The sequence below is a fragment of the Ruegeria sp. BB6 genome (genome assembly GCF_056539385.1).
In genome coordinates, this window is record NZ_JBQFUW010000008.1 from 114669 (window position 1) to 137418 (window position 22750).

23 protein-coding genes are annotated in these 22750 nt (G+C 58.9%); 14 read left to right on the forward strand and 9 right to left on the reverse strand.

The window, feature by feature from the left end; genetic code table 11:
• Positions 1-4 precede the first annotated feature (4 nt).
• Both ACR0B7_RS17325 and ACR0B7_RS17330 read left to right on the forward strand, forming a co-directional pair.
• Positions 5-2899, forward strand: coding sequence for a DNA translocase FtsK (locus ACR0B7_RS17325; RefSeq protein ID WP_170485763.1), 2895 nt, complete (start codon positions 5-7; stop codon positions 2897-2899).
• Positions 2900-3038: 139 nt separating this feature from the next.
• Complete coding sequence (locus ACR0B7_RS17330) at positions 3039-3635, forward strand: outer membrane lipoprotein carrier protein LolA (RefSeq protein ID WP_170485762.1); 597 nt, start codon at positions 3039-3041, stop codon at positions 3633-3635.
• A gap of 12 nt (positions 3636-3647) precedes the next feature.
• Here ACR0B7_RS17330 and ACR0B7_RS17335 read toward each other — a convergent pair whose 3' ends face one another.
• Entirely contained in the window at positions 3648-4229 is a 582-nt protein-coding gene (locus ACR0B7_RS17335) for a transglycosylase SLT domain-containing protein (RefSeq protein WP_170388763.1), read from the reverse strand.
• A gap of 60 nt (positions 4230-4289) precedes the next feature.
• Positions 4290-5171: an AEC family transporter gene (locus tag ACR0B7_RS17340; RefSeq protein WP_170388762.1), complete on the reverse strand. Its 882-nt coding sequence runs from the start codon at positions 5169-5171 to the stop codon at positions 4290-4292.
• A gap of 80 nt (positions 5172-5251) precedes the next feature.
• On the opposite strand from ACR0B7_RS17340, the gene hspQ reads away from it, so the two are divergent.
• Entirely contained in the window at positions 5252-5578 is a 327-nt protein-coding gene (gene hspQ / locus ACR0B7_RS17345; RefSeq protein WP_170388761.1) for a heat shock protein HspQ, read from the forward strand.
• 24 nt (positions 5579-5602) lie between these two features.
• Here the strand turns inward: hspQ and ggt are convergent, their stop codons facing one another.
• From ggt to ACR0B7_RS17360, 3 genes are all read right to left on the reverse strand, one after another.
• Entirely contained in the window at positions 5603-7180 is a 1578-nt protein-coding gene (gene ggt / locus ACR0B7_RS17350) for a gamma-glutamyltransferase (protein ID WP_170485760.1), read from the reverse strand.
• A 198-nt stretch (positions 7181-7378) separates the two neighbouring features.
• Positions 7379-7819, reverse strand: a complete 441-nt coding sequence (locus tag ACR0B7_RS17355) for an ATP-binding protein (protein ID WP_170485759.1) — start codon at positions 7817-7819, stop codon at positions 7379-7381.
• A gap of 30 nt (positions 7820-7849) precedes the next feature.
• A complete protein-coding gene (locus tag ACR0B7_RS17360; RefSeq protein ID WP_170388758.1) occupies positions 7850-8188 on the reverse strand; it encodes an STAS domain-containing protein in 339 nt (112 codons plus the stop codon).
• A 102-nt stretch (positions 8189-8290) separates the two neighbouring features.
• Here ACR0B7_RS17360 and ACR0B7_RS17365 point away from each other — a divergent pair, with 102 nt between their 5' ends.
• Positions 8291-9463, forward strand: coding sequence for an acetyl-CoA C-acyltransferase (locus tag ACR0B7_RS17365; RefSeq protein ID WP_170485758.1), 1173 nt, complete (start codon positions 8291-8293; stop codon positions 9461-9463).
• Between the two features lie 59 nt (positions 9464-9522).
• Positions 9523-9975 (forward strand): GAF domain-containing protein, encoded by a 453-nt coding sequence (locus tag ACR0B7_RS17370; protein WP_170571011.1) that lies wholly within the window; start codon positions 9523-9525, stop codon positions 9973-9975.
• Between the two features lie 35 nt (positions 9976-10010).
• Here the strand turns inward: ACR0B7_RS17370 and ACR0B7_RS17375 are convergent, their stop codons facing one another.
• Together ACR0B7_RS17375 and ACR0B7_RS17380 are read right to left on the reverse strand one after the other, a co-directional pair.
• Entirely contained in the window at positions 10011-10400 is a 390-nt protein-coding gene (locus tag ACR0B7_RS17375) for an SHOCT domain-containing protein (protein ID WP_170485757.1), read from the reverse strand.
• 117 nt (positions 10401-10517) lie between these two features.
• On the reverse strand, positions 10518-10790 hold the full coding sequence (locus ACR0B7_RS17380) for a DUF1294 domain-containing protein (RefSeq protein WP_170485756.1): 273 nt from the start codon (positions 10788-10790) through the stop codon (positions 10518-10520).
• A gap of 116 nt (positions 10791-10906) precedes the next feature.
• Here ACR0B7_RS17380 and ACR0B7_RS17385 point away from each other — a divergent pair, with 116 nt between their 5' ends.
• From ACR0B7_RS17385 to rarD, 9 genes are all read left to right on the forward strand, one after another.
• A complete protein-coding gene (locus ACR0B7_RS17385) occupies positions 10907-11476 on the forward strand; it encodes an XRE family transcriptional regulator (protein WP_170388754.1) in 570 nt (189 codons plus the stop codon).
• A complete protein-coding gene (locus ACR0B7_RS17390; protein WP_170485755.1) occupies positions 11477-12100 on the forward strand; it encodes a LysE family transporter in 624 nt (207 codons plus the stop codon).
• A gap of 4 nt (positions 12101-12104) precedes the next feature.
• Entirely contained in the window at positions 12105-12485 is a 381-nt protein-coding gene (locus tag ACR0B7_RS17395; protein WP_170485754.1) for a GFA family protein, read from the forward strand.
• 15 nt (positions 12486-12500) lie between these two features.
• Complete coding sequence (locus tag ACR0B7_RS17400) at positions 12501-14954, forward strand: GcvT family protein (protein ID WP_170485753.1); 2454 nt, start codon at positions 12501-12503, stop codon at positions 14952-14954.
• A 3-nt stretch (positions 14955-14957) separates the two neighbouring features.
• On the forward strand, positions 14958-16010 hold the full coding sequence (locus ACR0B7_RS17405; RefSeq protein ID WP_170485752.1) for a zinc-binding dehydrogenase: 1053 nt from the start codon (positions 14958-14960) through the stop codon (positions 16008-16010).
• Positions 16011-16024: 14 nt separating this feature from the next.
• The gene (locus ACR0B7_RS17410) at positions 16025-16918 is read left to right on the forward strand and encodes a homocysteine S-methyltransferase family protein (protein WP_170485751.1); all 894 of its coding nucleotides are present in this window, start codon (positions 16025-16027) and stop codon (positions 16916-16918) included.
• Between the two features lie 4 nt (positions 16919-16922).
• Positions 16923-17870: a helix-turn-helix domain-containing protein gene (locus ACR0B7_RS17415; protein WP_170485750.1), complete on the forward strand. Its 948-nt coding sequence runs from the start codon at positions 16923-16925 to the stop codon at positions 17868-17870.
• Positions 17871-17959: 89 nt separating this feature from the next.
• Positions 17960-20413, forward strand: a complete 2454-nt coding sequence (locus ACR0B7_RS17420; RefSeq protein ID WP_170485749.1) for a GcvT family protein — start codon at positions 17960-17962, stop codon at positions 20411-20413.
• 267 nt (positions 20414-20680) lie between these two features.
• Entirely contained in the window at positions 20681-21586 is a 906-nt protein-coding gene (gene rarD, locus ACR0B7_RS17425) for an EamA family transporter RarD (protein ID WP_170485748.1), read from the forward strand.
• Here the strand turns inward: rarD and ACR0B7_RS17430 are convergent.
• Both ACR0B7_RS17430 and ACR0B7_RS17435 read right to left on the reverse strand, forming a co-directional pair.
• Positions 21577-22281, reverse strand: a complete 705-nt coding sequence (locus ACR0B7_RS17430) for an SGNH/GDSL hydrolase family protein (protein WP_170485747.1) — start codon at positions 22279-22281, stop codon at positions 21577-21579. The genes rarD and ACR0B7_RS17430 overlap by 10 nt on opposite strands.
• A 2-nt stretch (positions 22282-22283) precedes the next feature.
• On the reverse strand, positions 22284-22694 hold the full coding sequence (locus ACR0B7_RS17435; RefSeq protein WP_170485746.1) for a nuclear transport factor 2 family protein: 411 nt from the start codon (positions 22692-22694) through the stop codon (positions 22284-22286).
• Positions 22695-22750 lie beyond the last annotated feature (56 nt).

The following is a 22750-nucleotide window of genomic DNA, read 5'->3' on the forward strand; positions in this document are numbered from 1 at the left end:
CAAAATGGCATCATATAACGCGCGCAATCGCGATCCCTTGCTGGACAGCACGACGCAAGCCGCCATTGAACGGCGCAGCAAAGAGCTGATCGGCATCGCCTTGATCCTGCTGGGGCTGGCCGCAGCCGCGATGATCTGGTCCTACACGCCGGACGATCCGAACTGGATGGTGTCGACCGATGCGCCGGTGCAGAACTGGATGGGCCGGATCGGAGCGTCGATTGCCGCGCCCCTGTTCATGATCGTCGGCTGGGGCAGTTGGAGCATCGCGCTGGTCCTGATTGGCTGGGGTGTGCGCTTTGCTGGTCACTTTGGCGAAGAACGTGCGATTGCCCGCCTGATCTTTGCCCCGATCTGGATCGCGATTGTGTCCGTGTATGCGGCAACACTAGTCCCGGGCGAGGCGTGGCGTGCGACGCACAGCTTTGGGCTGGGTGGTCTTTTTGGCGATACGGTCATGGGTGCTTTGCTGACGCTGTTGCCGATCTCGTCGCATTTCATGGTCAAGGTGATGTCTTTGGCTATGGCGGTCGGAATGGTGACGCTTGGAGTGTTTGTTCTGGGGTTCACCAAGGATGATGTGCGCAAAGGGTTCCGTGCATTCCTGCTGGGTCTGGTCATATCCTACGATGGGTTGATGAACCTGCTGGGCCGGGGCGCCGCTGCGACAGCGCAGGCCGCCCGTGATCGCCGCGCGCAATGGGACGAGCGTAAAACGGCAAGGGCGGAAGCCGCCGAAGCCGTTTTTGACGATGAACTGGCCTACGCTGACCCCGTTTTCGACGAACGCCCGCTCGAGTCGCCGGAGCCTGTGAAAACGGGTCTACTTGCGCGGATGCCGTCCTTGATCCGCCGGCCAGAGCCGATGCCCGAGCCCGAATTGCTGGAACGTGAGCCTGTTGCCGGGTTTGACGAGATGCCGGGTGAAGATCGCATTCGCTCAAAGATTTCCGCAGCCGTGCGCAACCGCAAGGTCGCAGCCGGTGAGATGACGCCTGAACCTGATCCGAACCTGCCGCTGACCAAAGGGCGCGGCAGGGGCCCCGATCCGCTTATCCTGAATGCAGGCGGGGCTGGCGACTTGCCGCCTGAACCTCCGATGACGTCGGCGGGTCTGCCGGTGGAGCCGATGATGTCAGCACCTCAGGCGACCGACTGGCAAGAGCCTTTGGAGCAGGCGGATGATTTCGCCGCGGATTACGAGGATGAGGCCGTGTTTGAAGATGTGGCCGAACCCGCGCCGCAACAGCGCCCGGCCGTGAAAATTCCGGTTGCCGAGCCGCGCAAGCCGGTCGTCGCGCAGCCCGTGCGCCGTGCTCCGCAGCCGTCGCGCCGTGCGCAGGCCGAGGCACAGCCGGCGCTGTCCTTCGAGGAAAAGCATTCCGATTTCGAGCTGCCGCCCTTGGGGCTGTTGTCGAACCCCTCCAGTATTCAGCGCCACCACCTCAGCGATGAGGCGCTGGAGGAAAACGCGCGGATGCTGGAAAACGTTCTGGACGACTACGGCGTCAAGGGTGAGATCGTCAGCGTCCGCCCCGGCCCCGTTGTCACCATGTACGAGCTGGAGCCTGCTCCGGGCCTGAAAGCCAGCCGGGTGATCGGTCTGGCGGATGATATCGCGCGGTCCATGTCGGCGCTGTCGGCGCGGGTGTCGACCCTGCCGGGGCGCTCGGTCATCGGGATTGAGCTGCCCAACGAAAACCGCGAGATGGTGGTGCTGCGCGAAATCCTCGCCAGCCGTGATTTTGGCGATGGCAACCACGCGCTGCCGCTGGCCTTGGGTAAGGACATCGGCGGTGAATCCGTTGTGGCGAACCTGGCCAAGATGCCTCACCTGCTGATCGCGGGGACCACGGGTTCGGGTAAATCGGTGGCGATCAACACGATGATCCTGTCGCTGCTGTACAAGCTGACGCCGGATGAATGCCGCCTGATCATGATCGACCCCAAGATGCTGGAACTGTCGGTTTATGACGGCATTCCGCACCTGCTCTCGCCCGTTGTTACCGACCCGAAAAAGGCGGTTGTAGCCCTGAAATGGGTGGTGGGCGAGATGGAGGATCGCTATCGCAAGATGTCCAAGATGGGCGTGCGCAATATCGCTGGCTACAACGGCCGCGTGAAAGACGCATTGGCCAAGGGCGAGTTGTTCAGCCGCACGGTCCAGACCGGGTTCGACGATGAAACGGGCGAACCGGTGTTTGAAACCGAGGAATTCGCGCCCGAAGCGATGCCCTATATCGTGGTTATCGTTGACGAGATGGCCGACCTGATGATGGTTGCCGGTAAAGAGATCGAAGCCTGCATTCAGCGTCTGGCTCAGATGGCGCGGGCCTCGGGTATCCACCTGATCATGGCCACGCAGCGCCCCTCGGTCGACGTGATCACCGGCACGATCAAGGCGAACTTCCCGACCCGGATTTCGTTCCAGGTGACCTCGAAAGTCGACAGCCGCACCATTCTGGGCGAGATGGGCGCCGAGCAACTGCTGGGGCAGGGCGACATGCTCTATATGGCGGGCGGTGCCAAGATCACCCGGTGTCACGGTCCGTTTGTCTCGGATGAGGAGGTCGAAGAGATCGTGACCCACCTGAAACAGTTCGGTCAGCCGGACTATGTGGGCGGCGTGGTCGATGGCCCGGCCGAGGAAAAGGCAGACAATATCGACGCCGTTCTGGGCCTGAACACGGGTGGAAACACAAATGGCGAGGACGCCTTGTACGACCAGGCCGTGGCGATTGTGATCAAGGATCGCAAATGCTCGACCTCGTATATCCAGCGGAAACTCGCCATCGGCTATAACAAGGCCGCGCGACTGGTCGAGCAGATGGAGGATGAAGGCGTTGTATCCTCGGCAAACCATGTCGGAAAACGCGAAATCCTTGTGCCCGAGCAATAATCCCCTTTGCGGAATACCGCCGTAGAAAAATCAAGTGACGCGCTGAAATTATGGGTTTCGGCGCGTCTTTTATTTCAAGCGCTCCCGAAATCGGATTTGGATATTTAATAACATGGGCGGAACGCATATCTGGTAGGTCATGAAACAGATTGCTTTTGCCCTGGCCCTGACGCTGGCTGCGCCCGCTGCGTGGGCCGCTGAAAAACTGCCTTTGTCGCAGATCTCCAACTACCTGAACGGTTTGAAAACCGTTGAGACCACGTTCACTCAGGTCAATGATGATGGCTCATTGAGCACCGGTAAGCTTTGGATGGAGCGGCCGGGCAAGATGCGGTTTGAATATGATCCCCCAAACAGCGCGGTTGTTTTGGCGCGTGCGGGATCGGTTCAGATATTCGACCCGAAATCCAACCAGCCACCCGAGCAATATCCGCTGAAGCGCACGCCGCTATCGCTGGTTCTGGCGCGCAACGTCAATCTGGGGCAGGCCAATATGGTCGTCGGGCATGAGTTTGATGGAACGGCCACGGTGGTAACCGCTCAGGACCCAAAAAACCCCGAGTCGGGCCGGATCGAGCTGATGTTTACCGGCGATCCGATCGAGCTGCGCAAATGGGTCATCCACGACAACGCCGGTAGCCAGACAACTGTGCTGCTGGGGCAACTGGATACGGATAACAGGTTGGATCAAAGCCTGTTTTCCAACCGTGCAAGAAGCGGGTCAAGTAATCGCTGACCCACTGAAGTCTTAGTACCGGCAGCCGGCCAACTGAGCCTGATACAGTTTCGCACGCGCATCCACGTCATTTGCGACGTTCAGTAGCCATGTTTTGCTGTAGTGGCTGCCGCGCGCATATCCGCTGTGACCTTCGTGATAGGCCAGATACTGATTTCGCGTGTCGCTGGGGTGAATCCCGTTCCGCTCATAGCTTTTGTTCATGTACCAGCCGATGAAATCCGAAGCATCCCGGATGCGGTCACGCTTGGCGCGGCGTTTGCCGGTCTCTTTCTGGTATTCATCCCAGGTTCCGTCCAGCGCCTGACTGAACCCATAGGCGCTGCTTTGACGGCCCATCGGGATGACCCCCAACACGTATTGGTGCGGTGTCCGGGCGTCATGGCGATAGCGGCTTTCTTGATAGATCGTCGCCATCTGGACGTGTACCGGCACACCCCATTTGCGCTCGGTGCTCTTGAACGCCTTGATATAGTCAGGCCGTTCGCGCGCAATGCTGCACGCGTCATTTAGCTTGCTGGGCGGTTGCTTTGACCCGCCCCCACAGGATGCCAGAAACAGCACCCCGAAGAGTACGATAAGAATTCTGCTCATGTGCCTCGTGCCTTTTTTCTTTATTCTAGCGCAGATTGAGCTCTGAGGAAATCACAATCGCTACAGAACGATAGCTAGAATTATAGGCAAAGCACCGACAGACAGAACGGTCGAGACCAAGACCATGCCAGCCACGGCATCTGCATCCGCATCAAACCGTTCCGCCAGAAGATAAGAGGTTACGGCCACCGGGGTGCACATTTGCAAGACCAGCACGCCAAACGCGATTGGATCAAGGTCAAAAGCGCCCGCAATCGCCCAGCCCAAACCAGCGCAGACAGCCAGTTTCAAAACCGATAGCCAGATCGCCTGGCTCAGCTTGCCCGTCGTCAGGCGGGCAATCGCCACGCCAAGAGTGATCAGCATCATCGGAATCGCCATTTGTCCCAGCAGTTCCAGAGTGTTGGTCAGAAAGACCGGGGTCTCCCACCCGCGCCAAAGAAACAGCGCGCCCAGCAGCGTGGCCCAGACCATTGGCTCGCGGGCGACCTTGCCAAACGCGCCTTTTCCCGCAACCAGATAGATCCCGTAGGTAAAGGAAAACAGCGCGGTAACGGCAAGAAACACAACCGCGAACCCCAACCCTGCCTGACCGAAAGCGAACAGGCACAGCGGCAGTCCAAGGTTTCCCGTATTCCCGAAAATCAGCGGGGCCAGATAGGTTCGACGATCAAGATTTCCAAACCGCACGAAAACTCCGAACGTAACGGCAAGCACGACGTGACCTGCGATGGCAGCCAAAGTGAACCGTGTAAGTTCTCCGGGTGGAATCTCGGTTTGCATGAGGGCAACGAAGATCAGGCTTGGCACAGCCAGCGTCACCGCAAGACGTGTTACAAATTGCAACCTGTATTCAAATCCCAGCTTGACCCAGACAAAGCCAATGCCGGCCAACAGAAAGACTGGGGCCACGATTTCAAAGACTGTCAGTAAGAGGTTCACAGACTGTTTCCCTTAATTGCGGATCAATGATTGGCATTCTTCGTCGGAAAGGAGTAGTAAGACTTTTGGGGGCTGAGAAAATGCTAAAAACAAGCGCCAAGTACCGTTTGGGCCAGGTGGTCCGCCACAAAAAACATCCCTTCCGGGGGGTGATTTTCGACGTGGATCCTGAGTTTTCAAATACGGAAGAATGGTATCAGGCGATCCCTGAAGACAGCCGTCCGATCAAGGATCAGCCGTTCTATCATCTGCTGGCAGAGAATGATCAATCCTTCTATGTCGCTTATGTTTCAGAACAAAATCTGGTTGCGGATCAGTCGGGTGAGCCTGTGGAACACCCTGATATCCCGGACATGTTTGGCCCGTTCGAGAACGGCGCCTATCCGCTGCACTTCCACTTGAACTAGTGCCTGACCCGGCAGACGTCGGGGTCAGTACCCAAGTGCACATCCGTCTTTTCTGGGGTCGCTGCCACCCTCCAGAACGCCGTCCTCGCGGATTCGTATTGCCTGCGCTCCGCCAAGCGGTGTTTCCGGTATCTGAACGTTGTGTCCCATATCGGACAATTGTTGAGCGACATTGCGCGGAATTCCGCGTTCCAACTTTAAAACGCCCGCGTCCGCAAAGGCGCGAGGGGCGTCGATACTTGCCTGAAGTCCAAGACCATGATCCGTCAGGTTGGACAACAGCCGCGCGTGCCCTGTCGGTTGAAACGCACCGCCCATGACGCCGAAGGGCATGCTTATACGCCCTTGCTGCGTGATCATCCCGGGGATGATGGTGTGCATCGGCCGTTTGCCTGGACCCATCTCATTCGGGTGCCCGGCCTGAAGTGTAAATCCAGCCCCTCGGTTCTGCAGCAGAATTCCGTATTTCTCGGACGCAATGCCGGAACCAAAGCTGTGAAAGATGGAATAGATCAAAGAGACAGCCATCCTGTCCCGGTCAACGACGGTAATATAGACGGTGTCTTTGTGTATCGCCTCAGTCAGGGGTGCCGCTGCGGGCATTGCGCGTGTGACGTCGATCAAAGCCGCCAGACTATTCGCAACGTCCTGATCGAAGAATATATCAGCACGAGAGGTACAGTCAGGGTCGGCAATAAACCGGTTCCGCGCGTCGTAGGCCAGTTTCGAGGCTTCGGCCTCGATATGGAGTCTTTCAACTCCGAACGGATCCATGCTGTCCAGATCAAAGTTCTTCAGGATGTTCAGTAGCAGGATCGCTGTCGCGCCTTGGCCGTTTGGCGGATGCTCGACAAGGTCAAAACCTTTGTAGTGGCCGCTAACAGGCTGGGTTTCCGTATATTGCGTGTTCTGAAAGTCAGCCAGCGTATGTTCGCCCCCCATTTGGGTCAGCGCGTCCACCATGTCTTGAGCGATGTCGCCGGAATAGAACGCATCGCGCCCTTTTCGGGCTATCTGGCGTAAAACTTCGGCTTGACCGGGCGCTCGAAAGATTTGCCCAATCTCGGGGGGCTTGCCGTCCATCAGATAGTGGGTGCGCGCCGCGCCTTGGAGTGTTTCAGCGCCCGGCTTCCAGTCGAACGCAACCCTCGCCGCCACAGGTACACCGGAGTCGGCATAATGGATTGCGGGTTGCAGAATGGCGTCCAGCCCAAGCCTGCCCTCTGTTTCGGCTAGGTGACACATCGCATCCACGGCACCCGGTACAGTTACCGCGTCCGGAGTATTCAGCGGCACCGCGGTCAGTCCCTTTTCACGCAGTTTCCGGGCATCGGCCGCTGCTGGCGCTCGGCCCGAACCGTTCAGGGCGCGTATCCGATCCTCACCCGCGCGATTGAACAGAACAAAGCAGTCTCCGCCCAAACCAGTCATCTGCGGTTCGCAAACGTTCAAAACGACGGCCCCGGCAATGGCGGCATCCATTGCGTTGCCCCCGTCCCGGAGAATGTTCAACGCGACTTGCGCCGCCAAGGGGTGCGACGTGGCGCACATACCTTCGGTTGCCAAAACTTCGGATCTGCCCGGTGTGTGAAAATCCCGCATAGCGTTGCTTCCCTGATTGAACGCGCCGAAAGTATAGCGCGATCAGGTATTGTCCAGTCAAATCAATGGGAAGTTCCTCGGCGCCGATCACTGGGTGGGGGCTGTGATACTAGACGCCGAGGGAAGCTATCTGAGCTACAGAATCTCTTATGCCCCGCGTTTGCGGCGCTACAATGGTGCGATTGTGGCTATTTTGGGTCAGACGGCATCGGGCAAATCAAATCGCAGGGACAGCCTGTTGCACCCCTCGATGCGTTCATAGCGGATGTCGCTGGTCAGTTGGTGGATCAGAAACCAGCCGAATCCGCCTTCGGGCAATTCTTCGATTGTCGTGCCCAGCGGAGCCGGTATTCCGTCCGGGACACTGAGACCGGGCATGGGTTTGCCGGTGTCGGAAATCAGGATGTCCAGCCAGTTCTGATTCAGGCGGCAGCGTATTTGCACCTTGGCGGGGGTGATCCCGGCATATGCGTGTTCGACCACGTTGTTGATCGCTTCGGCCAGTGCGATTTTTACGTCACCTGCCTTGTTTCGAGGCAACCCATTTGCTTCCAAACAGGTGCTTAGTTTGGCAATTCCGGTACTCGCCTCAGCTTCTGTCGCTACAAAGCTCAAATCCAGGCAGTTGCCGTTATACATGTTCGAGCGCCCAATCACGTGTATGGAGAGTTAGTCTTTGAGGGTCGACAGCGCGTCGTCCAGCGACGCAAACAGTTTGAAGACAGTATCCATGCGCGTCAGCCGGAACACTTTTTCAACGAAAGGGTGGAGGCCAGCCAAGTCCAGCCTGCAATCACTCCCAAGCTGTTTCATAGAGGCAACGATGGCACCCAAGCCACTTGAGTCGATGAATTCCACTTTTGTCAGGTCCAGAATGATCCGCGTACTGCCATCTTCGGCTTCTTTGCGCATGTCTTCCTTGAACTGGATGGCCATGGCCGCATCGATCCGGTCAGAATGAACCGTGATGATCTGTGTCGTGCCGGTCGTTTTGCTGGTCAGGCTCATACGCGGTGATCCTTTAAACTGAAATTCACTCGTAGAAATACGCTAGACGGCAATTCTTACCATTCGGTATCCATCAATCCGGAAAACAGGAGGAGCACCCGGATGAAACATGTTGTTATTGCAGGCGCGGCCCGAACACCCATGGGCGGATTTCAAGGCGTGTTCGATGGTGTGGCCGCGGCCGATTTGGGTGGCAGTGCCATTCGCGCAGCGTTGCAAGGTGCCGGGACCGAAACGGTAGACGAGGTTCTTATGGGCTGTGTCCTGCCGGCTGGTCAGGGTCAGGCACCGGCGCGGCAAGCCGGGTTTGCGGCGGGTCTGGGTGAAGACGTCCCCGCCACAACGCTGAACAAGATGTGCGGCTCGGGCATGAAGGCCGCGATGATGGCGTTTGACCAGATCGCGCTGGGTCACGCGGACACAATGGTCGCGGGCGGAATGGAGAGTATGACTAACGCCCCCTATCTGCTGCCGAAAATGCGCGGTGGCGCCCGGATCGGGCACGGGCAGGTTGTGGATCACATGTTCCTTGATGGTCTCGAGGACGCCTACGACAAGGGTCGGCTGATGGGCACGTTTGCCGAGGATTGCGCCGAAGCCTACCAGTTCACCCGCGAGGCGCAGGATGAATATGCGCTGCAATCGCTATCCAATGCTCTGGCCGCGCAGGAAAGCGGGGCGTTCTCGGACGAGATCACTCCGGTTGTGGTCGCGACTCGCAAGGGCGAGGTGCAGCACGCCGCGGACGAACAGCCGCAATCCGCCCGACCCGAGAAGATACCCACGCTGAAGCCTGCATTCCGCAAGGATGGGACTGTGACGGCGGCCAATTCATCCTCAATCTCGGATGGAGCGGCGGCGCTTGTGCTGGCGTCCGAGGACGCGGCCAAAGATCAGGGGCTGACAGTACGTGCGCGAATTCTGGGGCATGCCAGCCACGCCCAGGCTCCGGGCTTGTTCACAACCGCACCTGTCCCTGCCGCACAGAAATTGCTGTCCAGGATCGGATGGTCCAAGGATGACGTCGATCTGTGGGAGGTGAACGAAGCCTTCGCCGTTGTGCCGATGGCCTTCATGCACGAGATGGGCTTACCGCGTGACAAGGTCAACGTAAACGGCGGTGCTTGCGCGTTGGGGCATCCGATTGGCGCATCGGGCGCACGCATAATGGTGACGCTTTTGAACGCGTTGGAAAAGCGCAACCTGAAACGGGGAGTCGCGGCGATCTGCATCGGTGGCGGAGAAGGCACCGCGATTGCAATCGAACGTGTTTGACCCATGGGTGGTTTCGGCATAGGTGGCTTTGCACGACGACTTATGCCGGACATTCCATGATGACCGTTGATTATGACCTGCTTGCGAAAACCATCTCATCCCTGACCGAAGGGGAAACTGACGCGGTCGCACTTATGGCAACCGTCGCCTGCGAGGTACATCATTCCGACGACCGGTTCGACTGGACCGGGTTTTATCGCGTGACCGAACCGGGCGTGTTAAAGATCGGCCCGTATCAGGGCGGTCACGGATGTTTGGTTATCCCGTTTGAACGCGGCGTGTGTGGCGCTGCTGCGCGAACGGGCGAGGTTCAGCTTGTGCCCGACGTGGATGCTTTTCCCGGCCATATCGCCTGTGCTTCGAGCACGCGATCAGAACTGGTCTTGCCGGTGCGAAACGCGTCGGGCGAGGTCATTGCCGTGTTCGATATCGACAGCGATCAACCGGACGCATTCACGCAGCAGGATGCGGACGCGCTTGGCGCAATTCTGAATGCCGTTTTCGGGGCTTAACTCAGGCAAGAGCGACTCTGGCCGGAGTTAAGTCCTCACGCGCTGAGGATCTTGGCTTTTTGGGCTGCGAATTCTTCGTCTGTCAGAACGCCCTTGTCTTTTAAGGCGGCCAAACGCTCCAACTCGTCTGCGGTCGATACTGTCGCGACGGATCGGATGTAGTCCTTCTGCGCTTCCTCGATCTTGTTCATGGCCGCTACATTGTGTTCATGCATCTTTTCGCCCCGCGCGATCAGATAGGACAGCACTCCGAGCCAGGGAATGAGGATGACAAACGCGATCCATGCGGCCTTGCCGAAACCGCTCAGGTCTTTTGAGCGGAACACGTCGGCTACCACCGAAATCATTACCCAGAACCAGGCCACCATCAGGAACAGCCAGAAGATCGACCAAACTATGTCGAAAAACCCGATGCCATTTTCCATGTCTCTTCCAACCCTTTGCCAAAATAAGATTATTTCAGGAATTCAGTATTCACATCAATGTAACAGACAGTTTCCTCTTTGGCTGCCGATTATTTTTTGATTGAAAACCCGTGGGGTTCAGAGCGGGAGTTGCGTGGTCAGAACGTACAAAAAGGCGACCTGTAAGCCGAGCACCAGATAGAGGTATATCGAAAACCGCCGCTTGCGCGCCTTGTGGCGAAAAATCCAGCGCCCCAAAACAGCGCCCGGCCCCCCGCCGACCACGGCAAGCCATAGTAGTTTGGCCTCGGGTACGCGGCGTTTGCGACGTTTAGCGCGCAGTTTGTCCCATCCAAATGCCAGCAGGGTCAGCAGGTTAATGGCCCAAAGATACGCGACAGCAATCCACATGCGCGACGAATAGACAATCTCGGCCAGTCACCCAAGTGAAAAAATGCTTGGAAATTTCACCGACTCAGGTCATCGTGAAAAAGTAGGTTAAAATTTCACGACTTCTGGAGAGCCCGGTGAACAGCCAAGCCCCAAACAGTGCGACCCTTGGTGCCGACATCCGCGCCCTGCGAAAGGCGCGCGGCCTGACCTTGACCGAGATCGCCGCACGGCTGGATCGGTCGGTTGGGTGGCTCAGTCAGGTCGAACGAGACATGTCCGACCCGTCGATCTCGGATTTGCGCCAAATCGCCGAGTGCCTTGGTGTTCCAATGTCGATGCTGTTTTCCCATTCCGCGGCCCCTGCGGATGAGCTGGGATTTATCGTGCGCGCAGGGTCACGGCGGCCCATGGGGTCAGGCGAAGAAGGGCTGATCGAGGAGTTGCTCTCTCCTGATCTGACCGATGATTTTGAGATGGTACATTCCACTTTCGAGCCGCGCTCTGAAATGCAGACCCCCGCAAGTCGCCCGACACAAGAGGTTGGCTACATGGTTTCCGGTCGGTTGGACCTGACGATTGGCGGGCGGCAATTCTCAGTCGGGCCGGGCGATAGCTTTCGCATCAAGCACGTGCCTTACAAGTGGGCGAACCCCTATGATGAGCCCGCCGTGGCCATCTGGGTCATCGCTCCACCGGTGTATTGAATGAGTTTTGAAGCCTGGACCATATTCGCGTTGTTCTGGCTGGTATTTGTCACCACGCCGGGGCCAAACGCAGTCAACTGCATCTCGAACGGGATGAGCCTGCCATTTCCCAAGGCGATGCTGGGGGTGTTGGCGATCCTGACACAGGCCACTGCCTTTCTGATATTCTCGGCGCTGGGCATAACGGCGCTGATTGCGGCCTCTCCCACCGGGTTTTTCATTGCCAAGCTGATCGGTGCTGGGTTCCTGATCTGGATGGGCATCCGTGGCTGGATAAATGCCAGCAAACCCACGCCCGCGTTCGAGCGGCCCGCGCGCCATGTCTATCTGCACGCGCTGGCCGTTGCGACGATCAACCCCAAAAGCGTGGCCGGGTATCTGGCGGCCTTCTCGCAGTTTGTGCAGCCCGGCATACCGGTCTGGCAGCAGATGGGGGTGATCATGCCCACCGTGCTGGTCATCACAACGCTCAGCTATACCGGGTTTACCCTGCTGGGCGCACTGATGGGAAAGGCTGCGCTGGGGGCCGTGTTCAACGTCTGGGTCCGTCGCGTGATGGCGACCTGTTTCATCATCTATGGCGTGTTGCTGGGCACCAGCACGACGCCTGCAGCAAGGGGGTAGCGATATGCACACCGGTTCCTGTCTGTGCGGCAAGGTCGCGTTCAAAATTGACGGAGACCTCACGCCGCCAAATGCCTGTCACTGCGGTCAGTGCCGCAGGCAGTCGGGGCATCTTTGGGCCTCAACCGTCACGCATCAGGACAACCTCAGCTTTACCGCCAGTGATACACTGGGCTGGTATTGCGCTTCGGACATCGCCAAGCGTGGCTTTTGCAGCGCCTGTGGCTCTTTCCTGTTCTGGCAGCACAATGACGAGGACACGATTGCGATTTCGGTAGGGTCTCTGAACGAGCCCACCGGTTTGAAACTCGCCCAGCATATCTTTGTCGCGGACAAGGGCGATTACTATGACATCCAGGACGATCTGCCCCAGCGGGCACATTAACAGGGGATCAAGACCATGAGTGATTTTCCAACCAAGGCCCGAGTGGTCATCATCGGCGGCGGCGTTGTCGGCTGTTCGTCACTGTATCATCTGGCCAAGAAGGGCTGGACCGATTGCGTTCTGCTGGAAAAGAACGAGCTGACGGCTGGCTCGACCTGGCACGCGGCTGGCAACGTGCCGACCTTTTCGACCTCGTGGGCGATCATGAACATGCAGCGCTATTCGACCGAGCTGTATTCGCGGCTGGCCGATGAGGTTGACTATCCGATGAACTACCACGTCTCGGGTTCGATCCGTCTGGCGCACAGCAAAGAGCGGATGCAGGAGTTCGAGCGCGCCCTGTCCATGGGCCGCTATCAGGGCATCCCGATGGAGATGTGGACGCCGGACGAGGCCAAAGAGCGCTATCCGTTCCTTGAAACCCATGATCTTGAGGGCGTTCTGTACGACCCGACCGATGGCGATATCGACCCAGCGCAGTTGACACAGGCACTAGCCAAGGGTGCGCGCGATCTGGGTCAAAAGATCATCCGCTTCTGCCCGGCAACCGGCGTGACTCAGCACGACGACGGCACGTGGACGGTTCACACCGACAAGGGCGATATCGTCTGTGATTACGTGGTCAACACCGCCGGATACTATGCGCAGCGCGTGGGTGAGATGTTCAAACCCTATGGTGGCCGCACCGTGCCTGCGATGGTCATGAGTCACCAGTATCTGCTGACCGACGAAGTGCCTGAGATTGAGGCATGGTCGAAGGAAAACGGCGGCAAGCTGCCGCTGCTGCGCGACGTGGATATCTCGTACTATCTGCGGCAAGAGAAGAACGGCTTCAACCTTGGCCCGTACGAGCCCAACTGCAAGGGCCATTGGATGACCGAAGACGATCCGATGCCCGAGGATTTCAGTTTCCAACTGTGGAACGACGATCTGGACCGGATCGAGGACATCGTCACCGACGCGATGGAGCGGGTGCCGCTGATGGCGACCTCGGGTGTGGGTCGGGTGATCAATGGCCCGATCCCATATGCGCCTGATGGCCTGCCTCTGATCGGGCCGATGCCGGGCGTGACAAACGCGTTCGAGGCGCACAGCTTTACCTTCGGCATCGCACAGGGCGGCGGGGCTGGCAAAGTGCTGGCCGAATGGATCGTCGATGGCGCGACTGAATGGGACATGTGGGCCGTCGATCCGCGTCGTTACACCGACTACACCGATCAGGACTATTGCAACCAGAAGGGGATGGAGGTCTACGGCAACGAATACGCCATGCACTTCCCGCATCACGAATGGCCTGCGGCGCGGGATAAGAAGCTGTCTCCGGTCCACGCCAAGGTCAAGGAACTGGGCGGCGTGATGGGCGCCTATAATGGCTGGGAACGGGCCAACTGGTTCGCCAAGCCGGGCGACGATACCTCGCTTGAGGCCACCCACACCTGGGGTCGGTCCGGCCCGTGGGAGCAGCGGATCAAGGAAGAATGCGAGGCTGTGCGCGATCATTGCGGTGTGCTGGACCTGCCGGGGTTCTCGCGGTTCAAGGTGCAAGGGCCGGGGGCTGACGAATGGCTGCGGGGGCTAGTGGCCGGGTCGCTGCCAAAGATCGGTCGCGTCGGGCTGGTCTATTTCTCGGATGATCGCGGCCGCATTCTGACCGAAATGTCCGTAACCCGTGAGGCTGAAGACCTATTTGTGCTGGTCACTGCCGCAACCGCGCAATGGCATGATCGGGAATGGTTGGAACGCCACATGCCCGTAAACGCAGCCTTTACGCTGGAAGACTGGACCACGCGCATGGACACGCTGATCGTGACTGGTCCCAAATCGCGCGAGGTACTGAGCAAGGTTTGCGAAGGCGACCTGACGCTGCCGTGGCTCAGCTTTCAGGAAAGTGAGATCAAAGGGGGCTGGGTTGCCCTTCTGCGTGTGTCTTTCGCCGGAGAACTGGGGTGGGAGGTCCACGCCGAGAACGCGGATATGCCCGCGATCTATGACGCCATCCTCGAAGCTGGGGCCAAGCCATTCGGCATGTATGCCCTGAACTCTCTGCGGATCGAGAAAGGCTACCGCGCGTGGAAGGGCGATCTGTCCACCGATTACTCGCTGCTGGAAGGTGGGCTGGGGCGCTTCGTTAAACTGGACAAGCCGCAGGATTTCCCCGGCAAGGCCGCAATCCTGAACGAAAAGCAGCAGGGCGTGAAAAAATCCTTTGTGACCCTGACGGTCGAGGCCGGTGATTGCGATGCGCCCTACATGTCCTGCATCTGGCAGGGAGATCAGATCGTTGGTGAGACGACCTCGGGCGCGTGGGGCTATCGTGTTGGCAAGTCCATTGCGCTGGGCATGATCAAGTCGGAACTGGCCAACCCCGGCACGGCGCTAGAGGTCGAAATCTACGGCCAGAAATACCCCGCCGTAGTGCAAGAGGATCAGCCCCTCTGGGATCCGGCCAACGAACGGCTGCGGGCCTGATCCATGGCTGTTCCGCGCGTCATGCAGGGCGTTTACCTGACCCGCCACGGCGGGCCAGAGGCGCTGGAATGGCGCGCGGATATCCCCGTGCCACAGCCCGGACCCGGTCAGGTTCTGGTCCGGGTTGCTGCCGCGGGGGTGAACAACACCGATATTAACACGCGCGTTGGCTGGTATTCGTCAGACGTGACCGGCGCGACAGATGCTGTGGATCAGGATGTCGATGCAGGCGGCTGGGGCGGGGCGCTGCACTTCCCGCGCATTCAGGGCGGCGATCTGTGCGGCATCGTTGAAAAGGCCGGACCGGAGGTGGGTTTCACCCAAGGCCAGCGCGTCACCTGTCCGATCAACCTGCCACGTCCACGCCCCGGCAATCCCACCGGTTTCATTGCGCTGGGGTCCGAGATTGACGGAGCCTTTGCGCAGTACTGTCTGGTTGAGGCGTCTGATCTGTACGATGTATCGGCCTCCCCCCTGTCAGATGCCGAGATCGCGGCCATCCCCTGCGCCTTTGGCACGGCGGAAAACCTGTTGACCCGGGCGGGCGTGACCACCGGGCACAAGGTTCTGATCACTGGCGCGTCCGGCGGTGTCGGCCTTGCCGCTGTGCAATTGGCCCGGCTGCGCGGGGCGACCGTGTGGGGTGTTACGAGCCCCGCCAAGGCCGATGTGGTCAAGGGGCAGGGTGCCACGGATACGTTCGACCGAAACGCGCCTTTGCCGAAAGATATGTTCGACGTGGTGATCGACGTGGTCGGCGGCCCCGCATGGCCCGGCCTGATTCTGTCGCTGAAACCCGGTGGGCACTACGCCGTCTCGGGTGCCATCGCCGGGCCCATCGTTCAGGCCGATCTGCGCGACATTTACTTGCGCGACATCACCATCCACGGCTGCACCCATCAGGCGTTCGAGGTCTTTGGCCGACTGGTCGAACTGATGAACGCAGGCCGGATCAGACCTTTGATCTCAAAAACCTACCCGCTAAGAGATATCGCCAAAGCGCAAGAGGACTTTCAGTCCAAGGCGTTTGCGGGAAAACTGGTTCTCATTCCCTGAGGAAAGGTAAGGCAATGGCGGATATCACCTTGTTGGACGGCTCGATCGGGCAGGAATTGGTCAAACGCGGCGGCGAAAAGCCCACGCCTCTGTGGTCTACGCGGGTGATGATGGATCAGCCCGAACTGGTGGGGCAGGTCCATGCGGATTACTTCCGACGTGGCGCGACGGTTGCCACGACGAATACCTATGCTGTCCACCGCTCACGTCTGGTGCGCGAAGGGATCGAGGACCAATTGCCTGCCCTGATCGACACGGCGCTGAGTCAAGCGAAGGGCGCGCGGCCCGCTTCGGGCGGACGGATTGCCGGGGCGCTGGGGCCGCTGTTGGCCTCGTACCGGCCCGACCTGAAACCCGATGTCGAGGAAGCCGCGCTGAAATACGCCGAGCTTGTCAGTCTGATGAACGACCGGGTGGACCTGTTCCTGCATGAGACGGTCTCGTCCCTGCAAGAGGCTGAAGGCGCGCTGCGCGGGACGGAAAGCGCAACCAAACCCGTCTGGCTGGCGCTGTCAGTGATGGACAATGACGGCACCCGTTTACGCTCGGGCGAGCAACTGGCGCAGGTTGCCCCGCTAGTGGACAGGTTCGCGCCGCAAGCGGTTCTGATCAACTGCACCCGTCCGGAATCGGTGATGCCCGCGCTGACGATCCTTAAGACGATGGGCCGCCCCTATGGGGCTTATGCCAACGGCTTCACCGGCATCACACAGGATTTTCTGGAAGACGCGCCCACGGTTGATGCGCTGGAACAGCGCCATGACCTGACCCCCAAAGCCTATGCCGATTTCGCCATGTCCTGGGTAGAACAAGGGGCCACCATCGTCGGCGGCTGCTGCGAGGTTGGACCGGACCATATCGAGGCGCTGGCCCATGCTTTGCGTGTGGCCGGGCATAGGATCGGCTGACGCCATGACACGGGCACAGCAGCATTTCGACATCGTCGTCGCCCCCGGCTTTGTGCTGCTTGAACTGGCGTCTCTGGTCGAGGTGCTGCGGCTGGCCAACCGCGTGTGCCCTCACCCGCCGTTTACCTATACCTATCGGTCGCTCAGAGGTGGGGCGATTCTCAGCAGCAGTGATGCACTGATCCAGACCGAGGCTGTCAGCGCCCAGCCAAAGGCGGATTACCTTTTTGTCATCGGCAATTCCGACCCCGACCATCCCGATCTGTCGCTGGGCCGTGTGGTGTCTGACTATACCTATCGCGGCGCGCAGGTGTTTCTGCTGGCCGAGGCCGCCAGCCGCTATATCGATGAAAGAGGTACAGCGGATATGGCCACCCATTGGGAAAACGCGTCGTTCCTGCGGGAAAGGGGTGCGCGGTTCGAGGCCAAGCTGTCGATTGCGACCGAACAGGGCGCGGTTGTGACCTGCGCGGGGATGGAAGCGACCACGGATGTCGCTTTGGCCGTAATCGGGCGGCATATCTCTGGCCCAGCCAAGATGACCGTCGCCGATATCATGCTGCACGAAAACATCCGCGATTTTTCCTCGATGCAGCCGTTTTCAGGCGCGCGCATGACCGCAACCGGGGATGCCAAGCTGGACCAGTGTATCAAGCTGATGCAGGCGAATATTGAAGACCCCCTGCCGATCCACGAAATCGTCGAGGAACTGCACCTGTCCAACCGCTCGCTCGAGCGTAAGTTCAAGACGTTCTTCGGCACCACGCCCAACGGCTTCTATCGCGAGATGCGGCTGGCCAAGGCCAACAACCTGCTTTTGAACACGACGATGAGCGTACGCGAGATCGGCCTGGCCTGTGGTTTCCCGAACGGGTTTTCCTCGGTCTACAAGAGCTTTTTCGGCGTTACCCCGTTTGTTCTGCGGCGGGAAAAGCGCGCGGCACATAGGTGAAAATTACCCATTTTGTGACGCTTTTGATGCATTTATTGCCGATCTTCCGTGGCAGGTTGACCCAAACCTGACATAGCGGAGATTTCAGGATGGTTGATCTTCCCAGCAAGGCCCGAGTGGTCATCATCGGCGGCGGCGTAATCGGTTGTTCGGTCGCGTATCACCTGACCAAGAAGGGCTGGAACGATGTTGTCCTGCTTGAGCGTAAACAGCTGACCAGCGGCACTACGTGGCACGCCGCCGGTCTGATCGCCCAGCTGCGGGCGACGGCGAACATGACCAAACTGGCGAAATACAGTCAGGAGCTTTACGGCTCGCTCGAAGAAGAAACAGGCGTCGCCACCGGATTCAAGCGTTGTGGTTCGATCACTGTTGCGCTGACCGAGGAGCGCAAGGAAGAGATTTATCGTCAGGCAGCGATGGCCCGCGCTTTTGGCGTCGAGATCGAAGAGATATCGAACGAGCGGGTCAAGGAGATGTATCCCCATCTGAATACCCAAGACGTCAAGGGCGCAGTCTATCTGCCGCTGGACGGGCAGGGCGACCCGGCCAATATCGCGCTGGCCTTGGCCAAGGGCGCACGGCAACGCGGCGGCATCGTCAAGGAACGTGTGAAAGTCACCGATATCACCAAACAGGGGCGCAAAGTCACAGGCGTCGATTGGGTCGCCGATGACGGCAGCGCCTCGGGCCATATCGAATGTGACATGGTGGTGAACTGCGCGGGCATGTGGGGGCACGAGGTTGGCCGGATGGCAGGCGTAAACGTCCCTCTGCACGCGTGCGAGCATTTCTATATCGTCACCGAAGGCATCGACGGACTGACCCAGTTGCCGGTGCTGCGCGTGCCGGACGAATGCGCTTATTACAAGGAAGACGCAGGCAAAATCCTGCTGGGTGCGTTCGAGCCGAACGCCAAGCCCTGGGCCATGAACGGCATTCCCGACAGTTTCGAGTTTGACCAACTGCCAGAGGATTTCGACCACTTTGAACCGATCCTCGAGGCGGCCGTGAACCGGATGCCGATGCTGGCCGAGGCGGGGATTCACACCTTCTTCAACGGGCCGGAATCCTTCACGCCCGACGATGCCTATCATCTGGGTCTTGCGCCAGAGATGGACAACTACTGGGTCGCCGCTGGGTTTAACTCAATCGGGATTCAGTCGGGCGGTGGCGCTGGCATGGCGCTGGCCGAATGGATGGACTCGGGCGAAAAGCCCTTTGATCTGGGCGACGTGGATATCAGCCGGATGCAGCCGTTTCAGGGGAACAAGAAATACCTGTTTGAACGGTCCAAGGAAACACTGGGCCTGCTCTATGCCGACCACTACCCCTACCGCCAAAAAGCCACCGCGCGCGGAGTGCGGCGCACGCCGTTCCACCACCACCTCAAGGATCAGGGTGCGGTTTTCGGAGAGCTTGCTGGCTGGGAACGCGCCAACTGGTTCGCCAATCCGGGGCAAGAGCGCGAATACCAGTATAGCTGGAAACGTCAAAACTGGTTTGAAAACTCAGCCGCTGAACACCGTGCCGTGCGCGAGAATGTGGGCATGTATGATATGTCCTCGTTCGGCAAGATCCGGGTCGAAGGCCCGGATGCCGAAGCATTCATGAACTACATTGGCGGCGGAGACTATTCGGTGCCAAACGGCAAGATCGTCTATACCCAGTTCCTGAACCGTCAGGGCGGGATCGAGGCTGACGTGACCGTCACCCGCCTGACCGAGACCGCCTATCTGGTCGTCACCCCCGCGGCCACTCGTCTGGCGGATCAAACGTGGATGCAGCGACATGCGGACGGGTTCAACGTGGTCATCACCGACGTCACCGCGGGCGAGGGCGTTCTGGCCGTCATGGGTCCCAACGCGCGCACGTTGCTTCAAAAGGTCTCGCCCGCTGATTTCTCTAACGCAGCAAACCCGTTCGGCACCGCGCAGGAAATAGAGATCGGTATGGGCCTCGCCCGCGCGCACCGTGTCACCTATGTGGGTGAGCTAGGGTGGGAAATCTATGTCTCCTCCGATATGGCGGGTCATGTGTTCGAGACATTGCACGAAGCCGGGCAGGACATGGGCCTGAAACTGTGCGGGATGCACATGATGGATTCGTGCCGGATCGAGAAAGGGTTCCGCCATTTCGGACATGACATCACTTGTGAGGATAACGTCGTCGACGCCGGGCTTGGCTTTGCAGTCAAAACTGACAAAGGCAGCGACTTTATCGGTCGTTCGGCGGTTATTGAGCGCAAGGAAAGCGGGCCGAAAAGCCGATTGGTTCAATTTCGCCTAACCGATTCCGAACTGCTGCTGTTTCACAATGAACCGATCGTGCGGGATGGTGAATATGTTGGATATTTGAGTTCGGGTAATTACGGTCATACGCTGGGAAGCGCCATCGGTATGGGATACGTGCCATGCGAGGGAGAGAAGGCGGCAGATGTGCTGGCTTCGTCCTACGAGATAGACGTATGCGGTGTGAAGGTCAAAGCCGAGGCGTCGCTGAAGCCAATGTACGACCCTAAATCCGAGCGCGTTAAGGTCTGAACCGTTTGAAAATGGGGCTCTGCCCCCGCCGCGGCAAGCCGCGTCTCCCCCGGGATATTTTCAGCCAGATGAAGTGCGGATCCCCTGCTTCATCTGGCCCCAAATATCCCGGAGCGCGAGGCAGAGCCTCGCATGATAACATTGCAGCTCGCGGAATGACTGCGTGTTCAACCCATAACGATTTGTTATGTGAACCTTCACGATTTTCGCAGTTTTCCTGATGGCAGAGTTTGCCTAAAGACAACCAGTGTCGATTGGAGACCCGCTATGGTGAACGCTGCTGCCCCTTTACAGAATACAGATACACCGAGGGGATTGGTGTTGGCTGTTACGGCCTACGTTCTGTGGGGATTCCTGCCCCTGTATATGAAGGCGATGGCGCATATCGGTCCGGTGGAGATCGTTGCCCACCGTATCATCTGGTCAGTACCAGTGGCAGGAGCACTTCTGATTGCGTTGGGGCGAACGCGGGATCTGAAGGCTGCTTTGAGGAACCCGAAAATGCTGGGTATGGCTGGCTTGACGGCTGGGCTGATCTCGGTGAATTGGGCCATTTATGTCTGGGCGATCGCCAGCGGAAACGCCCTTGATGCCGCATTGGGATATTACATTAACCCTTTGTTCAGTATTGCGCTTGGTGCGGTATTGCTTCGTGAGCCATTAAACCGGACGCAACTGATTGCGGTCGGGTTGGCCGCTGCAGGTGTGGCGGTTCTGGTCCTTCAAGCCGGCAGCATCCCTTGGGCAGCATTGGGACTCATGGTGAGCTGGGGGTTCTATGCATTCTTCAAGCGGTCTCTGCCAATCGGTCCCAATCAGGGTTTCCTGCTTGAGGTTCTGATCCTGCTGATCCCGGCCTTGGCCTACGTAACCTGGCTGGGCGTTCAGGGAAACGGCCACTTCGGAATAGCCGCCTCCGATACGATGCTGCTTGCTGGTGCGGGGGTGGTTACGGCTGTTCCTCTGTTGGTCTATGCCAATGGTGCCAAGCTTGTTCTCCTGTCGACGATGGGAATTCTCCAGTATATTGCACCGACCATGATATTCATCACAGCGATCACGGTCTTCGGCGAGCAGATCGACCAAGGGCGCATGATTGCCTTCCCGCTGATCTGGGCTGCGCTTGTGGTGTATTCAATCCCAATGATCCGGCAGATGCGGGCTCAACCCTGACGGAGTAGGTGCGCGGCCTTTGCCGCCCAGATCGCGTAGGTTTTGGGGCTGGGGTGATACCCGTCCGGTGCGGCCAGAGCTGGATCGTCCGGCAAGTCCAATGAAAGATGGAACGCCTGACGATGCTGGGCAACGACCTGTTGCAGCCCCTGATCAAGTCGGGCCGCCTGCTGCCCGAGAACCCAGGCCAGAGGCTGCGGGAGCGCTGGAAAACGGCTCATTTCGGGTACGGCTGTCATCGCCACGCGCTTCACCCCCAGCTGCCCGACAAGCAAGTCTACCAATTGACTTTGCCGGTCAATGAAAGACTTTCGGGTAACGCCCCGGGTCACGTCATTGACGCCCAAGGCTGTAACCGCCGCATCAAATTGATTGTCCAAAGCTTGAAGTCTGTCGATCGTATCCTGCGTCGTGTGGCCTGTTGTGGCCTCGAGCCTCCATTCGACGGTGTAATGACGCGACAGTTCGCGAACCAGATACCCCGAAAGCGCCTGCGCCTGAGTGCCTGCGCCAACACCGGCTGCTGAACTGTCTCCGGCGATCAAAAGCCGCAACCGAGGTCCTCGCCCGTCGCGTCCTTCTCGGGGACCAATGGGCTCGGGCAGCAATCGGGCGTTGCGGCGAACAGACAGACCTTGCGCCGCGAGTATCGGCAGCAAGGGTAGGCGCAGCAGTTGGTCCGCAGCGACGGGCATGATCAGCTCAGCGCGTTCTTGAATTCCAGAAAACGCGGATCCGTCATGACGCGGGCCATCATCGCTTCGCGTAGGGCGCCGATGGTCTTGTAGGGGCGCATGACCACTTCAAACTCCTGAATCAGCCCGTCGTCATTAAGAGTGATCAGGTCAACGCCGACCGCGTCCAGATCGCCAACCTTGCATTGGAATTCCAGCGCCCAGTCTTTGCCTTCGCCCATGATACGGCGGTAACGGAAGTCCGAGAAGACCTGCGCCACATGGCCCAGAACCGCAGCCGCCGGAGCACGCCCCGTCCAGGTGCTGTAATAGGTGGGCGGAGAAAACCGAACGTCCTCGGCCAGCAACTCGTGAATTAGGTTTTCGTCGCCCTTGGCAACGACTTCTTGCATGCGCTCGATCGTGGGGTGCATGGTCTCTCCTCCGGTTTTTGCGCAGAGTTGCGGAACCTCTGGGTTCAGGCAAGGAC